Genomic DNA, 15,305 nt, shown 5'->3' with positions numbered 1-15,305 from the left:
CCAATGTACCAACTAACAGAAAGTGACTTACCGAATGCAAGCTATCACTATGAGGAAATTAAGGAACACATGGCGCAATGGTTGCCAGAATTGGAGTTTATAGAAGGATAAGAGGCTGGGACAAAAGTATTCTAATAAAGCACAAACCCGAACAATGTTATGTTTGGTAAAAATCATCGCTACGGAAATATACTTCGCTTTCCGTGGGCGGCTGGTGAGCCTCCTCGTGCTATCGCACTGTGGGGTCTCACCGATGCCTTTGCTCCCACAGGAGTCTACGTATATTCCCTCCGCTTAGCTAGCAAATTGTTCGTCTTTGGCAATGACTTTTTAGTTATGTCCCAACCTCTATTTAGTGAATCGTAATTTCCTATCTACAACAATAGTACCCAGATATAGAACTCCACCTATTACCCCTAATGCAATGATTGGGATAGACAGGGTTGTTCCAAATGATGGGATAAGTTTTGGAATGAAATAGAATAATGTGATATATGCAGTTAAAAACAACCAAGTCAGTAAAAACTCTACCCATTTTTTAATGTTTAGAAAGGTTGTTTTTTGAATCATCTTAAAGATTATTTTTACTAAAAGATATAGTAATAATAAATAACATCCGATTACAACAAGCCCGGAACCGACGGAAAAAGTAAGAACATTCGATCCTAGATCAAAGAAGTAGTTGATTCCAAAACTAGTCACTCCGAAAATGAAACTAATTAAGGCTAGATACTGAATGCCAATGAATAATCCAAATTTTATATTCTTGTTGCGTTTCTCACCAGGAATCTCATGAATAATTTCATCACAATATTCTTTTATATTGTTTCCGAAGATTTCAGAAGCAGTTTTACCATCTTTCTGCGCTTGAACAAAATGTTCTAGTATTTCTAGTAATACTTCTTCGGTTTGTTGTTCCGATTTGTTAGAAGTTGTACGGATATAAATAATCATATTTTCGTAGAGCTTTTTATTCTCTTCAGTAAGTTCTTCACGTAAATGATTGTTTAATTCGATAATTTCTTTAGAATGCAATTTTAATTCCCTCCCTTTTCTAGAATGTTGTCTACGGGGATTTTTACAGAATCCCATTGAATGATAAATTCTTTCAGTGCCTCTTGACCTTCTTTAGTTAGGTGATAGTATTTTCGTTTAGGTCCTGATGGAGACTCTTTTAAAGTACCTTCAATTAACTTCTCCTTTTGTAAACGAAGGAGAATGGGATAAATGGATCCTTCACTTACATCAGTTAATCCAAACTGTTGGAGCTTTACAGATAATTCATAACCATATACAGTTTGCTGATTAATAATAGCGAGTATGCACCCTTCTAATATCCCTTTAAGTAACTGGCTTCGTAATGACATTTCCATACCTACCTTGTAATGCAAGATACATTCTTAAAATAACAGCTACCTTGTAATGCAAAGTAGCTTATATCTATTATATAGAACTCTGACTATAAATTGCAAGTGAATTTTGGTAATATTAGTTGTAGCATTTTACATAGAGTAAGAAAGACAAGTTTAGAAATACATACCAAACGTATGACTTACAGTTAGTTAACAATAGAAGGAGATAAAAAAATGGAATGGAAAAATATTTATCGAGGAATATTGATGGGAGCTAGTGATACGATCCCGGGTGTAAGTGGAGGTACAATTGCTGTATTATTAGGTATTTATGATCGTTTGATAGCTGCTATCAACGGTATATTTAGCAGGGAATGGAAAAAACATCTTAGTTTCTTAATTCCATTAGGGATAGGTGTAGTTATTGCCATTTTTTCACTTGCAAAATTGATTAAGTTTTTATTTGATAACTATCCAATTCCTACGAATTTTTTCTTTTTGGGATTAATTTTAGGGATTTTACCACATTTATTTCAGCAAGCAGATGCTAGAAGAAAATTTAAATGGAAACATATTGTCCTCCTAATCATTGGTACTGGCATTGTTGCTTCCATTGGTTTTTTACAAGAAGCAGAAGAAGCAGTTATCCAAGACTTCACTTTAAAAACATATCTATTATTATTCTTTTCAGGGTTTATAGCTAGTGCTGCGATGATCTTACCAGGAATCAGTGGTGCTTTCCTTTTACTAGTAATGGGTGCTTATTATACGGTTATCGCAGCCATAAGTGACTTGCAGTTAGACATCATTATCGTTGTCGGTTTTGGGATTCTTTTTGGTATTCTTTCTATGAGTAAGATTATTAATTTCTTTTTAACGAATTATCATACAGGTACATTTGCGATGATAATAGGTCTAGTTATTGGTTCGGTATTTGCTATCTTCCCTGGATGGCCAACAGAAATGACTATTGTAGGTTTTAGTGTGGCAACGTTTGCCATTGGATTATTTGTTGCTTATGTGTTGGGAAAAGTGGAGTATAAGGAATAAGCAAACTATAAGACAAGTATGGGAATAATCGATACAATAAGGATAAAATAGATGGGAGTGTTGAAGGATGGAACATATTCAAACGGAAGAACAGTTTAATGAAATCATAAATAGCGAAGAGCCAGTCATCGTAAAATTTTATGCTGATTGGTGTCCTGACTGTAAACGAATGAACATGTTTATTGATGGCATCTTAGAAGAATTTAATAATTATAAATGGTATGAAGTAAACAGCGATGAAATTAAAGGGATTGCTGAAAAGTATGAAGTAATGGGAATCCCTGGCATTTTAATTTTCCAAAATGGAGAAAAGAAAGCACACCAACATAGTGCTTACACAAAGACTCCTGATTCCGTTACAGAATTCTTACACCAACAATTAGGATAAAGTAGAAGCGCCTATTAAATATTAGGCGCTTCTTTTTAAACATGAAAACTAGCCTGAAAGTCCACTAACAACGGGTTTCGGACAATTATTCCGTTAATTTGCCAAGAACATTGAAATTACTAGTGCATTGGACAATTGTTCCGTTAATTCATGAAAACTAACCTGAAAGGCCACAATATATAAGGAATAAAGGAATATATGTCCCAAAAAATGTAAAAAGTAGCAAAAAGATAAAAATAGAGGAATAAATGTCCTTTCAGATATTCATGGGTTCCTCCACAACACCACATATATTATCTCTACTCTTTCACATTCAATAATCGTAATGCGTTTAGCGTTACTAATAGTGTTGCTCCCATATCTGCAAAAATTGCAATCCATAGGGTTAGCCATCCTGGAATGACTAGAAGAAGTGCGAATAACTTAATTCCTATAGAGAAGGTGATATTTTGTTTGATAATGGAAAGTGCTTTTCTGCTTAGTTTCACCGTGAAAGGAAGTTTTCTTAAATCATCCCCCATAAGGGCAACATCTGCCGTTTCTAATGCACTATCTGTTCCTGCAGTCCCCATAGCAATTCCAACATTTGAAGTAGCTAGAGCAGGGGTGTCATTCATTCCATCACCAATCATCGCAATATTTCCATATTGATTTTGGTAATTCTTAATATATTGAAGTTTATCTTCTGGTAATAAGCCACCTTTAACTTCAGTTACTGCTAGTTCTTTTCCTAATGCACGAGCTGTTTCTGGATGGTCACCTGAGAGAATAACCGAATGATGTATACCTAATTGGTGAAGGTGTTGAATCACGTTTTTGCTTTCATCTCTAGGTTCATCTCTTAAAGCAACAAATGCAAAAATTTCTTGATCTGTACCAAGGATCATGATGGTTTTACCAGATTGCTGAAATCGGTGGATAACATTCTCAATATCATCTTCAATCGTATTAAATAACTTCGGTGTACCTAAATAATATTGCTTTCCGTTTATTTCCCCTTGTATCCCTTTTCCTTGAATGGCTTCAAAATTGTTAATGACAAGATGTTGATAAGAAATATTTCTATTTTGCACCTCGTTGATAATTGCTTCAGCCAGTGGGTGCTGTGATTTACTTTCTAGCGCAGCTAAGATCTGAAGGGTTTCTTCTTGGTTATCCTTAAAGAATTTGATATCTGTTACAACAGGTTTCCCTTCTGTTAATGTTCCTGTTTTATCAAAGGCAATTGCCTTTAATGCACCAATTTGTTCAAGATAGACGCCACCTTTTACGAGAACCCCGTTTTTTGCGGCTGTACCAATTGCCGTTACAATTGCAACTGGTGTTGAGATGACTAGTGCACATGGACAACCAACAACTAGTACAGCTAGACCTTGATAAACCCAAGTTTCCCACAAACCTCCAAAGAACAGTGGAGGAGTGATGGCAACTAGTAATGCAATTCCCATAATAATCGGTGTATAATATGCTGCAAAACGGTCGACAAAGGCTTGAGAAGGTGCTCTTTCTCCCTGTGCTTCTTCCACTAAGTGGATGATTTTAGCAATGGTTGTATCTTCTGACCTTTTAGTAACCTTGACTTCTAGAAAGCCATTTTGATTGATTGTTCCAGCATATACTACATCATTGATGTGCTTTTCAGCTGGAATTGATTCCCCCGTTATAGGAGCTTGATTAATGGATGAGGTACCTTTAATAACTACTCCATCCATAGCAAGTTTTTCCCCAGGTTTGACTAGCATGATGTCACCTATCAAAATATCCTTAATATGGAGTTTCTGCTCTTGACCATTTCTAATAATAGTAGCAGCTTTTGGCGCTATGCTCATAAGTGATCGGATAGAGGCACGCGCTTTATCCATGGAGTAGGTTTCAAGTTCTTCACTGATAGCAAATAATATGACGACAATTGCAGCTTCCATCCATTCTCCAATAATGGCCGCTCCAATAACTGCAATGGTCATAAGGGTTTTCATGTCAAACTGTAATCGAGTTAAATTCACCAAACCAGCCCGCAATAACTTAATTCCACCAATTAGAATGGATAATGCAAATGGCAAAATAGTTAAATAGTGGGATCCGTCGAATAGATTTATAGCTACAATGCCAAAGATTATTAGTATACTAGCCAAGATTAGGCGATCGTAGCGAATGAAAAAAGGCTCTTTCTTTCCGGTGTCTTCTAAATCATCATGAACTACTTTTATATTTTCGAAGGCCCCAGCTTTTTCAATATCATTTGCCGTTGCCTCTCCTAATACGGTGACCTTAGATGCAGCAAAATTGACCTCCGCTTCTCGCACACCTTCCATACGTTGAATGTTTTTCTCAAAGGTTTTAGCGCAGTTAGCACATGATATTCCTTGGACCTGAAATACTTTTTGCTGACTGTTATCCTGCATAATTTGTAATCCCCTTTAACTGCCTAATCGTATTTAATATTTGGAGTTTTGTTGTTGAATCGGATAAAGAGTAGTATACAAGTTTCCCTTCTTTTCGATAGGTAGCAATCTCTGCTTTGTGCAATTGTCGCAAATGATGTGATGTGGTCGCTGTTGTAGCCCCAATAATATTTGCAATGTCACATACACATAACTCATCTTCCAGGGTTAGTGCATATGCAATTTGCAAGCGGTTTGGATCAGCTAACAGCTTATATAATGCAGAAATTTTAAGAATTGGTAACTTACCTAACTGCTTTTTCACCTGATCTACTTTATCAGTGTGAATACAAGTTACTTCACAAATATCTTTGGCCATCTATAAAAAAACTCCCCTCATTCAAATACCTGTTTGATTAAAGTATATTCAAGTGATGGTTTGAATGTCAAAGGATATACGGAGAATAGGCTGGTTTGAGCTTTATAGGGGGCTAACTGTTACTACATTTGATGAAATAAAGGAACCATGGTCGCTTGGATTTTGAGGTGGAACGACATTCCTTTATTTAAAAAAACACAGGAAAAAGTAAAGGAAAGGGATTGTGGTTCCGCTATTTGCTGATTTCGGTGTAAAAAAGCAGGGAAATTGAGGAATAGGGGAATGAGGGCCCCTTTGCACCATGAAAAAGGCGCTTTTTGGAGAAATAGAGGAACCATGGACCGCTTGGATTATAAGGTGGAACGACATTCCTCTATTTTGCAAGAAAAAGCACTAGAACACGAAGATCCTAGCACTACATACCAATATAGAACGCTGGGACAAGCAACTTATACTTATTTGGGACAGGAACCTGTCCCCGCGCCCCACCTGGGACAAGCAACTTTCCCTGCACCCCATTAAGCTAAATGGAATTGTAGTAATCGCTCCTTGTTAAAATGTATCTTTGTATTTTGAATTGTTAACTGGTTTTTTAGTAAGCGTCTCGGTTTTAATTGATATATGTGAGCAAAGACTTCTTTATCAACACCACCATAATAAATATCAGTAATTGCTTGAGGATTCGATAAACTGGCAACATTTGGTCCAGTTAATCGAATTGGTTCATCCCACTCAATTAGAAATGGTAGCATTTCCTTTGTATAGTCATAACTAGGAAATAGCATTCGCCATTTTAACTCTGTACCATCTGGTCTAATTCTATGTCCTTCAAAAGGCCCTTTAAAGGCGATATTGTTCTTTTTAAAATGATTAATGTAATCATTCATTTGATCGGTTCTAAGAGCAATTTGAAATGGACCAGGTTCTCCATTCTTGATATGATGTATTAGATGTTGAATAAGTGGGTTGTTGCTATTTTCAGCAACCTCTTCATTTTGAATCCCCATCCATTCGATATAACTATGATTAGAGAAGTACGCCAAATAGTTATAAGTCCCCCAATTTTCATGTTCGCCACCTTTAATTGCTTTAATCGCAAATTTGCTTCCGTATCTTTGACTTGCTTCTTCTGCGTTTTTACCAGCAAATACGATATGATCTAAAGCTAGCAATTCAATCACTCCCTTCGTTAATATTCCGTTTAGATAATACTATTATCTACTTTTGACTATCTTATTTGCAAAATGTTTGATTATGTTTTTTATTTTCGTTACATCTACTTAATTATTCTGTTATATTATTAGAAACTAACTAAATGAATCTATAAACAAAAACATGAAAGATTGGGGAGTACTATGAGTGAATCTAATCCATCAATATTGATTGTAGAAGATGAAAAAAAACTTAGCCGTGTATTACAATTAGAGCTAAGCTATGAAAATTATGATACAGAGATAGCTGATAATGGAAAAGAAGCATTGCGAATGATGATTGATAAACAATGGGATCTCGTTTTATTAGATATTATGCTTCCAGAAATGAGTGGTTTGGAAGTACTTAGAAGAGTACGAAGAAATGATGATGCGACACCTATCATCTTACTCACAGCACGTGATCAAGTTCATGATAAAGTAAGTGGGCTTGATTTAGGAGCAAATGATTATGTAACAAAACCGTTTCAAATTGAAGAATTATTAGCTCGGATTCGTGCCCATTTAAGAAAACCAATCACAACAGTAAAACCAAGCAATGAACTTTCTGTTGGTGATTTAGTAGTAAATCTAGATAGCAGGGAAGTGTATCGTGGAGATAAGACCATTGATTTAACTCCGCGTGAATATGATTTACTTGTGTGTCTTTTAGAAAATAAAAACATTGTCATGACCCGAGAGAAATTAATTGAGAAGGTATGGGGCTATGATTATTTTGGTGAAACAAATGTAGTTGATGTGTATGTCCGGTACTTACGTCAAAAAATTGATAAAGGGTTTGAAAGAGTTTATATCCAAACCGTACGTGGTGTTGGATATACCATTAAGGATTGAGTGCAATGAAACTAAAAACAAAAATTCAGTTATTCTCTAGCTTATTTATGGTTATTTTAATTTTAATTATTAATACGTCGGTTTATTTTCTTTTCTATAAATTATCAACAGATAGTGAATTAGAGGAATTGAAGGACCAAACAGATACGATTGTAACCTCGCTAAATGATAATCCATCAATCGCAGAAGATGAGTTTCTCAAAGCGTTTTTACCAATTGATGGAATGATTCGAGTGATTCCTGAAGTTGGTGATCCACAAGTTCATTCTCGGGATAAAGCCTTTTTTGAATTGCCAGCTGAATATCATGTAGGTGAGACACAGTCCATTGTTACGTTAGAGAATGGTGAAATATTTGCTGTAATAACAAAACCGATCATATGGATGAATGGTGAAGTAGTAACTTTACAAGTATCTAAAAATCTTGCTACTTTATCAGAAAATATGAGAGTTCTTTTTTATGTTTTAGTTCTCGCATCACTAATTATTTTAATCCCAACAGTTATTGCTGGAAATGTATTAAGTCGTTTTCTCTTAAAACCGATTCAAGCACTTAATCGTGCAATGAATGAAAACACTAGACATGCTAAATGGGAAAAGATTGACGTAGATAATCAATCAAAAGATGAACTTCATGAATTAGAGAAGGCTTATAATAATATGATTGATAAGCTAAAAGAGAATTATGAAAAACAGGAAATATTTGTTTCTGATGCATCCCATGAATTGAAAACACCAATATCAATTGTGAAGAGTTATGCAGACTTAATCAAAAGAAGAGGCAGTGAGAATCCAGAATTGATAAGTGAATCAGTAGAGGCAATAAGTTCAGAGGCAGACAGAATGCAAAAATTAGTGGAGCAAATGCTGTCATTAGCTAAAAATAAAGAGGAAGCCGAGATGGAACAGTTTAATCTTGCTTCTGTATGTGTAGATGTTACTACAGCCTTTAAAGGTGCTTATGACCGTACAATTGAGTTAGTTAGAACTGATGAAAAGATTCTTATTGAAGGAAATATGAATCAGATAAAACAGGTCTTATATATATTAGTTGATAATGCTCTTAAATATAGTAATGATCGAGTTCTAGTTCAATTGGAGAAAGAGCAAAAAATGGTTAAATTGATGGTTACTGACTTTGGACCAGGGATTCGTGAAGAAGATAAATCTCGTATCTTTGATCGTTTTTATCGTGTAGATAAAGCTAGAAGCAGGGACACTGGAGGAACAGGTCTTGGTTTAGCCATTGCTAAAACTATTATAGAATCTCATAAAGGGTCTTTAACAGTGGAGAGTACCATTGGTGAAGGGTCTACATTTACCATATGTCTTCCTATATGAGTAGCATTTTAATAATTTCTCATCAAATTCTAATCTTCCTCACAGAGTTCTTTCATTCTTGATGTGTAAGATGAAAGTATAAAGAGAAGGAGGTAATTGTTATGAACAAAAAATTAATGATTACGATTGGAGCAGTAGTATTAACGGCAGTCTTTGGGCTTGGTATTTATCATTCCAATGCATCTGATTCTGGGAATATCTTAACTACTGAGGAAATTCGTACAATGGTATTATCACAATATCCGGGTACAGTGACTGAGATTGAATTAGAGAGAGAAAAAAATAAAGCAGTTTATGAAGTCGAAGTAAAAAATGATGAAAAAGAATATGAACTAAAAATGGATGCAACCTCAGGTGAAATACTTAAGCTAAAAGAAAAAACCATTATCGGTAAAAAGAATAAAGAAGAAGATTCTACTAATAAAGCAGTAGCTGACAAGGATTCCTCTGAAGAGCCAGTAAAAATGAAAGAAAAAGAAGTTGAAAAAGATGATGACGATGCAGATGACCGCAACACAAATAAATCGAATGATGATAATAAAAAACAAGATAACAACGTAAAAAAAGAAAAACCAAAGTCTGAAAAAACCAAGAATGATAACGACGATGCAGATGATCGTAAGCAAAAAGATACCAATAAAAAGAAAACTACAATAAGTGCTGAAGCTGCTAAAAAAATAGCTTTAGGTCAGTATGCTGGAAAAGTGACAGATTTAGAATTAGATGAAGATGATGGACGTCTAATTTACGAAATAGAAGTTGAGTCATCAAGGGGCGAGGCTGAGATTGAAATCGATGCATTTACTGGTGAAATCATTGTAATATCAATTGATGCAGATTTTGACGATGACGAAGACGATGATGACGACGATGACGATGATGACGACGATAACGATGACTAATTAAATAAAACGGAAAGAGGATTAAAAGCATCCGGATTTTGGTTCCGTTATACTCCAGAAAGACAGCATAAAAAAGGTTGAAATGAATCCTGGTTCCGTTATACTTCAGAAATCGCCGAAAATAAGGTGAAAAAAGATGAATAACGGAATGAGGATTCATCAATATGCCTAAACCAGGTGTTTTCAAGTAAATAACGGAATGAGGATTCATCAAAAAAGTAAATAAGTTATTTAATTATTAGTAGTAACTGCGAAATTTCTAAATACATCGGCCTTTACGACTTTATGTTTTTCAAAATAAGAATGAATCAATTCTACAGCATCTTTTTGGATTTCTTTGACAACAGGTTTATTTTTAAATACATCATAATTTCCACCACCACTAGCACGGTAATTGTTTAATACAACATGGTAAATTGAATCGTTATTTAGTGGATGACCTTTATATGTTACATCCTCAATACGCTCACCAAAAGGCTTGGACACATTTATGGTATATTCAATTCCTTCCCACATGTCATAATTATAGTGCTGGGGCTTTGGTTCGATGTAGGCTGGATTAACAGCAATTTCACCATCTTGAAGGACAAAATACTCTGCGCTTTTCTCTAATGCTTCTAGAATGTCTCTACCCGTTAATTCCAGTACTACTAAAGTATTAGGATACATATAGTTTGCAACGATATCACGCATTGTGACCACTGGCTGAAATCCCTTTGACTCGTTATTAAGAAGGGATGTTACGGATATATCTACTCCGCTGGCCTCCATTTGTACATTTTGAATGAATTGAATAAAAGGGTGCTTTTCTATTCTTGCTTGTAATGGGTTTTCAATCGTCATGTCTCCATCAATGTGACCAGTTGGTTGGTCAAGCCATTCCTGTGTAGACGTTTCTATTTCTTTCATATAGTTCATTATTGCTGGGTCTGGGTTTACCCCTTCCAACGTATGTATGGAAGCACTTTTATCTGTAATGGACCATGTTCCATCTTGTTTTTGTAATTCTATACTGATTTCACCATACATTTTTCCGTTATTCCCAGGCTGTGCAATTAATACATCGTTAATTTTACCTGTTAGTATTCGATGCTGATGGCCTGTTAAAAGTACATCGATATCATCTATATTTTGACACATTTCATACCCTTGATTTTCACCAGTCAAGTTTTCGGTTACTTGTCCAGTTTCGATATCTCTTTCAAATCCACCATGGTAACAAGCAATTAATACATCAGGATTTTCTGTTGCATGTACTTTTTCAACCCATTGTTTTAATGTTTTGCATGCATCTTTAAACTGTAGACCTTTAATATGTTCTGGTGATTCCCAGTTCGGGATATAGTGTGTCGTAACCCCGACAATTGCAACTTTAATTTCATTCACTGTTACAATCTTATAAGGGATCCCGAAATAAGGTTCACCAGTTTCTTTATCTACAATGTTGGCAGAAAGCCACGGAAAGGTAGATTGAGAGATGGCATCATCTAAAATCTTTTTGCCAAAATTAAATTCATGGTTCCCAATCACCCCAGCGTCAACTTCAAGGTGATTCATAATCCCAACCATAGGATTTTCTTTATGACTATGTTCTTTAACATAATGTGTCATCAAAGGTGTACCTTGAATTAAATCTCCATTATCAATAACAATGACATTTTCGTTTTCTTTTCTAGACTTTTTTACAATTGTTGCATATTTACTAAGGCCCAGTTCAGCAGGCTCATTCGTACCATATAGAACTGGCATAGCATTGCCGTGAACATCACTTGTATATAATAGTTTAATACGTGTTGAATTACTCAAAAAAGTACATCCTTTCTGAACGCTAGACAGCTTGAATTACAGCTTTTTAATAAAGAAACGAAATTAAGATAAATCCTTAATTTCGTTCCTTCTAGTTTTATTATACAATTTTCTTTCTTATTCTTGCAGATGTAAAGTCGATAATTGTTACTACAATAATGATACCAAGTAAAATTGTTCCCATTTCATTCCATTCGCGGTTTTGGGATGCGAACATAACCATTGTACCAATACCACCAGCACCTACAATACCTAAAATGGATGAAGCACGAATATCTACTTCAAAGCGATAAATAGCGTAAGATAGGAATTCTGGAATAACTTGTGGCATTACCGCGTAAAAAAGAATCTGAATTTTATTAGCGCCATTGGCTTGCATCGCTTCAACAACTTGCATATCTATCGATTCAATAATTTCAGAGAACATTTTCCCTAACATACCTGTAGAACCAATTGCTATTGCTAGAACACCGGCAAACGCATTCGGACCTACGGCAACTACGAAAAGAATAGCTAAAATAATATCTGGGAATGCACGTACAGCAGATAAAATCCATTTACCAACTGTTGCAGCAATTTTACCACCCATCATATTATTAGCTGCCATAAATGATAGTGGAATGGCTAATACTGCTGCCATTAATGAACCAGCAAATGCGATGAAGATTGTTTCTAACATCTTAAGTGCAACTTCACCAGTTGCTGACCAATCAGGACTAAATAACATAGGAATAAGTACGTTATAGTTTTGAACAAAACGGTCCATTGCATTCTGCCAGTCAATATCAATACTAGTAAAAGTCCATACATATAAAGCAATTACAAGAAGTGTAATAACAATTCTTTTTACTTTTTTATAAAGAGAATTCTTTGGTTTAGGAGGAAGTGTATAACTTGCCATTATATTAATGCCTCCCTTATTTTATTACTTACATATTCAATAGCTATAACAACAACAAATATTACAATAATAACAGCCATAGCATTCGGATAATTATAGAAACCTAGTTGTTGGTTAAGAATCAACCCAATACCACCAGCACCCACATACCCTAATACAACTGAAGCACGTATGTTAATTTCGAACACATACAATACAAAAGATGTAAATTGCGGTAAAATTTGTGGAATCAAAGCATACCAGATTACTTGAAATACATTACCACCAGATGCACGCATTGCTTCCATTGGATTCATATCAACTGATTCAATGGTTTCCCCGATTAATTTTGCTAAAATTCCTAGTGAGAATACGGCTAAAGCTAGAATACCTGGGAATACACCTATACCAAATAATCCTACAAAAATTACTGCTAGCACTAAATCCGGAATCGTACGTAATAGATTAAGAAATGTTCTTGTAAGATAGTACAAAGGTTTAAATGTTGTTACATTTTGTGCGGAAAGAATGGCTAATGGAACGGTAAGGATAGTTGCAATCGTTGTTGCTATAATAGCCATATGAATGGTTTCCGCTATAGGGTCAACAAGAGCTGGTAGAACAGCAAAATTAGGTGGGAAGAACTTTTCAATAACCCTATACATATTACCTAAAGCTCCGCCAAATCCACCTGCCATATCTCGTTGTGTCCAGAACATACTAAATAGGTACATCCCAAGGACTGCTGCAAAAATAATCGTTATTTGCTTTTTCGTCTTTGCAGGATAAATGGATAGCTTAGAATCTATTGTTTTCTTCTCTTTTGTCACGACTCGTCAGCCCCCCCACGCAAGTCATCCTCACGTATAGAACGGCCATAAATTTCTTCGAATGTTTTTTCTGATACTTCGGATACGGGACCATCAAAAACAACTTCACCTGCTCGCATGCCAATAATACGATCAGCATATTCCATTGCCATATCAATAAAGTGGAGGTTAACGATTGTAGTGATATTATCTTCTTTATTAATCTTCTTTAAATACTGCATTACTTGATGAGAAGTTGGTGGATCTAGTGATGCAACTGGTTCATCTGCTAGTATATAATCAGGTTTTTGAGTTAAAACACGTGCAATACTAACACGTTGTTGCTGACCACCACTTAGTTCGTCTGCACGATTATAAATTTTCTCGTCTATATTAACACGTTGTAGGCTTTCATAAGCTAACGCAATATCTTCTTTTTTATATAAGTTAGTAATAGAACGTAATGTGCCTGTGTGACCAAGACGTCCAGCTAAAACATTTTTTAATACATTCGAACGTTTAACTAGATTATAGTTTTGAAAAATCATACCAACTTTAGTACGTAATTGGCGTAAATTCTTCCCCTTGTATGGAAGAATGTTTTCCCCATCTACTAATAATTCGCCTGATGTAGGAGTTACCAATCGGTTGATACTCCGGATAAATGTTGATTTACCAGCACCTGACAATCCTACGATTACTACAAATTCACCGTCGTTTATCGTTACATTAATATTTTTCAATCCTTCTGTCCCATTCGGGTATACTAACCCTAAATCTTTAAATTCTATCATTATATAAATCCTCCATTACAGGCATATAATTTTCAATTCGTTTTCATGATGTATACGCAATAAAGAGGGAAGTTAATTACCCTTCCCTCTTTATTGCTATTAATTTTAGCGAAAGCAACCTACTCCCTCGAGGTTTAAGGCTATGCCTGAGGCAGGCCAAGACGCTTACACCTATTTCTTATAGATCATCGATTGTAATATTGTCTCTGAATTTTTGATAAGTATCTTTTACAACTTGATATTCTTCATCTGTTGCTTCATCAATAGCATCCCAGTTGTATACTTCATCCATGATTTGAATCATCTCTTCATCATCATTGAAAGACAAGAAGATATCTTTAATTTCTTGAACTAATTCATCATCTAATTCACTAGTTACAGAAATTGTATCGTTCGGAATTTCATCAGTATGAGTAAGAACTGTTAATTTATCCATAATGTCTGGATATTCTTCTTCAAGCTCTGTACGAACATCATCAAATGTTGTAGCTACATCAGCTTCTCCGTTATAAACCTCAAGAGCTGAGTTATCATGTCCACCAGTTTGAACTGTGTTAGAGAAAAATTCACTTTCTAATTCTGGAGCAGATTCATAACCGAATTCTTCCATTAATTGGTTAGCTGGGAATAGGTATCCAGAAGTAGATAATTGATCACCATAAGCCCAAACTTTTCCTTCTAAATCTTCTAAGCTTTCAATACCAGAATCAGAACGTACTAGATATTGAGCTTTATATGTACCAGAACCATAGCGAATGGATTTTAAGATTACTTCAACGTCATATTCTTGGTTAGCAAGTACATAACCAAATGCTGGAATGAATCCAATGTGTACTTGGTTAGACCCCATTGCCTCAACTAGAGCACTGTAGTTTTGCATAACTCTAGGATCGACTTCTTTACCTAATTCTTCGCCTAATTTTTCTGCTAATGGTTCAACAGTATCAGCAATTGAACCCGAATCCTGAGATGGTACAAATCCAATAACTAACGTATCAGGATTTGACGCGTCATTTCCACCACATGCAGCTAACACAAGTGATAAACCTAACACAAGTACTAAACTATAAAGTTTCTTCATTTTGACCCTCCTAAGAATTTTAGAAATAATAAATCTTTCTATCTTATTAAATACTATTTCTACAAAAAATGCTAGACTAATATTAAAAATTTACCTCG

General features: G+C 35.2%; 15 protein-coding genes. 5 read left to right on the top strand and 10 right to left on the bottom strand.

Features of this window, described 5'->3' with window-relative positions; translation table 11 throughout:
• Window positions 1–348 precede the first annotated feature (348 nt).
• Together BUB12_RS11150 and BUB12_RS11145 are read right to left on the bottom strand one after the other, a co-directional pair.
• The gene (locus BUB12_RS11150) at window positions 349–1,035 is read right to left on the bottom strand and encodes a DUF1129 family protein (RefSeq protein WP_072890917.1); all 687 of its coding nucleotides are present in this window, start codon (window positions 1,033–1,035) and stop codon (window positions 349–351) included.
• Between the two features lie 2 nt (window positions 1,036–1,037).
• Window positions 1,038–1,367 carry a PadR family transcriptional regulator gene (locus tag BUB12_RS11145; protein WP_072890915.1) on the bottom strand — a complete coding sequence of 110 codons (330 nt, stop codon included), beginning with the start codon at window positions 1,365–1,367 and terminating at the stop codon, window positions 1,038–1,040.
• Between the two features lie 219 nt (window positions 1,368–1,586).
• Between BUB12_RS11145 and BUB12_RS11140 the strand changes: the two genes are divergently transcribed.
• On the top strand, window positions 1,587–2,402 hold the full coding sequence (locus BUB12_RS11140) for a DUF368 domain-containing protein (protein WP_072890914.1): 816 nt from the start codon (window positions 1,587–1,589) through the stop codon (window positions 2,400–2,402).
• 67 nt (window positions 2,403–2,469) lie between these two features.
• Complete coding sequence (locus BUB12_RS11135; protein ID WP_072890912.1) at window positions 2,470–2,790, top strand: thioredoxin family protein; 321 nt, start codon at window positions 2,470–2,472, stop codon at window positions 2,788–2,790.
• A gap of 299 nt (window positions 2,791–3,089) precedes the next feature.
• Here BUB12_RS11135 and BUB12_RS11130 read toward each other — a convergent pair whose 3' ends face one another.
• From BUB12_RS11130 to BUB12_RS11115, 3 genes are all read right to left on the bottom strand, one after another.
• Entirely contained in the window at window positions 3,090–5,192 is a 2,103-nt protein-coding gene (locus tag BUB12_RS11130; protein WP_072890911.1) for a heavy metal translocating P-type ATPase, read from the bottom strand.
• The gene (locus tag BUB12_RS11125; protein ID WP_072890909.1) at window positions 5,182–5,550 is read right to left on the bottom strand and encodes an ArsR/SmtB family transcription factor; all 369 of its coding nucleotides are present in this window, start codon (window positions 5,548–5,550) and stop codon (window positions 5,182–5,184) included. The genes BUB12_RS11130 and BUB12_RS11125 overlap by 11 nt, the downstream gene beginning before the upstream one ends.
• Window positions 5,551–6,068: 518 nt before the next feature.
• Window positions 6,069–6,722: a VOC family protein gene (locus BUB12_RS11115; protein ID WP_072890906.1), complete on the bottom strand. Its 654-nt coding sequence runs from the start codon at window positions 6,720–6,722 to the stop codon at window positions 6,069–6,071.
• Between the two features lie 183 nt (window positions 6,723–6,905).
• Here BUB12_RS11115 and BUB12_RS11110 point away from each other — a divergent pair, with 183 nt between their 5' ends.
• From BUB12_RS11110 to BUB12_RS11100, 3 genes are all read left to right on the top strand, one after another.
• Window positions 6,906–7,595, top strand: coding sequence for a response regulator transcription factor (locus tag BUB12_RS11110; protein ID WP_072890905.1), 690 nt, complete (start codon window positions 6,906–6,908; stop codon window positions 7,593–7,595).
• Between the two features lie 5 nt (window positions 7,596–7,600).
• On the top strand, window positions 7,601–8,935 hold the full coding sequence (locus BUB12_RS11105) for a HAMP domain-containing sensor histidine kinase (protein ID WP_072890903.1): 1,335 nt from the start codon (window positions 7,601–7,603) through the stop codon (window positions 8,933–8,935).
• A 101-nt stretch (window positions 8,936–9,036) separates the two neighbouring features.
• Window positions 9,037–9,837: a PepSY domain-containing protein gene (locus BUB12_RS11100; protein ID WP_072890902.1), complete on the top strand. Its 801-nt coding sequence runs from the start codon at window positions 9,037–9,039 to the stop codon at window positions 9,835–9,837.
• 231 nt (window positions 9,838–10,068) lie between these two features.
• Here the strand turns inward: BUB12_RS11100 and BUB12_RS11095 are convergent, their stop codons facing one another.
• The 5 genes from BUB12_RS11095 to BUB12_RS11075 all read right to left on the bottom strand — a co-directional run bounded on the left by BUB12_RS11095 (window position 10,069) and on the right by BUB12_RS11075 (window position 15,207).
• The gene (locus tag BUB12_RS11095) at window positions 10,069–11,643 is read right to left on the bottom strand and encodes a bifunctional metallophosphatase/5'-nucleotidase (protein WP_072890900.1); all 1,575 of its coding nucleotides are present in this window, start codon (window positions 11,641–11,643) and stop codon (window positions 10,069–10,071) included.
• Between the two features lie 100 nt (window positions 11,644–11,743).
• Window positions 11,744–12,544 (bottom strand): phosphonate ABC transporter, permease protein PhnE, encoded by an 801-nt coding sequence (gene phnE, locus BUB12_RS11090; protein ID WP_072890899.1) that lies wholly within the window; start codon window positions 12,542–12,544, stop codon window positions 11,744–11,746.
• A complete protein-coding gene (gene phnE, locus BUB12_RS11085) occupies window positions 12,544–13,353 on the bottom strand; it encodes a phosphonate ABC transporter, permease protein PhnE (RefSeq protein WP_072890897.1) in 810 nt (269 codons plus the stop codon). Before phnE (BUB12_RS11085) ends, phnE (BUB12_RS11090) begins: the two co-directional genes overlap by 1 nt.
• Window positions 13,350–14,126: a phosphonate ABC transporter ATP-binding protein gene (gene phnC / locus BUB12_RS11080; protein WP_072890895.1), complete on the bottom strand. Its 777-nt coding sequence runs from the start codon at window positions 14,124–14,126 to the stop codon at window positions 13,350–13,352. Before phnC ends, phnE (BUB12_RS11085) begins: the two co-directional genes overlap by 4 nt.
• A gap of 178 nt (window positions 14,127–14,304) precedes the next feature.
• On the bottom strand, window positions 14,305–15,207 hold the full coding sequence (locus BUB12_RS11075) for a phosphate/phosphite/phosphonate ABC transporter substrate-binding protein (RefSeq protein WP_072890893.1): 903 nt from the start codon (window positions 15,205–15,207) through the stop codon (window positions 14,305–14,307).
• Window positions 15,208–15,305 lie beyond the last annotated feature (98 nt).

This window comes from Ornithinibacillus halophilus, from assembly GCF_900129485.1.
In the GTDB taxonomy this organism is placed as follows: domain Bacteria; phylum Bacillota; class Bacilli; order Bacillales; family Amphibacillaceae; genus Ornithinibacillus; species Ornithinibacillus halophilus.
The sequence above is the reverse complement of the archived record's forward strand: the minus strand, read 5'-3'. Positions and strand labels throughout refer to the sequence as shown.

Excerpts from the sequence above, each read along its gene's own strand:
- phnE (WP_072890899.1), bottom strand. The coding sequence starts at position 12,544 with ATGGCAAGTTATACACTTCCTCCTAAACCAAAGAATTCTCTTTATAAA.
- BUB12_RS11105 (WP_072890903.1), top strand. The coding sequence starts at position 7,601 with ATGAAACTAAAAACAAAAATTCAGTTATTCTCTAGCTTATTTATGGTT.
- BUB12_RS11135 (WP_072890912.1), top strand. The coding sequence starts at position 2,470 with ATGGAACATATTCAAACGGAAGAACAGTTTAATGAAATCATAAATAGC.
- BUB12_RS11130 (WP_072890911.1), bottom strand. The coding sequence starts at position 5,192 with ATGCAGGATAACAGTCAGCAAAAAGTATTTCAGGTCCAAGGAATATCA.
- BUB12_RS11075 (WP_072890893.1), bottom strand. The coding sequence starts at position 15,207 with ATGAAGAAACTTTATAGTTTAGTACTTGTGTTAGGTTTATCACTTGTG.
- BUB12_RS11140 (WP_072890914.1), top strand. The coding sequence starts at position 1,587 with ATGGAATGGAAAAATATTTATCGAGGAATATTGATGGGAGCTAGTGAT.
- BUB12_RS11145 (WP_072890915.1), bottom strand. The coding sequence starts at position 1,367 with ATGTCATTACGAAGCCAGTTACTTAAAGGGATATTAGAAGGGTGCATA.
- BUB12_RS11100 (WP_072890902.1), top strand. The coding sequence starts at position 9,037 with ATGAACAAAAAATTAATGATTACGATTGGAGCAGTAGTATTAACGGCA.
- BUB12_RS11125 (WP_072890909.1), bottom strand. The coding sequence starts at position 5,550 with ATGGCCAAAGATATTTGTGAAGTAACTTGTATTCACACTGATAAAGTA.
- phnC (WP_072890895.1), bottom strand. The coding sequence starts at position 14,126 with ATGATAGAATTTAAAGATTTAGGGTTAGTATACCCGAATGGGACAGAA.
- BUB12_RS11110 (WP_072890905.1), top strand. The coding sequence starts at position 6,906 with ATGAGTGAATCTAATCCATCAATATTGATTGTAGAAGATGAAAAAAAA.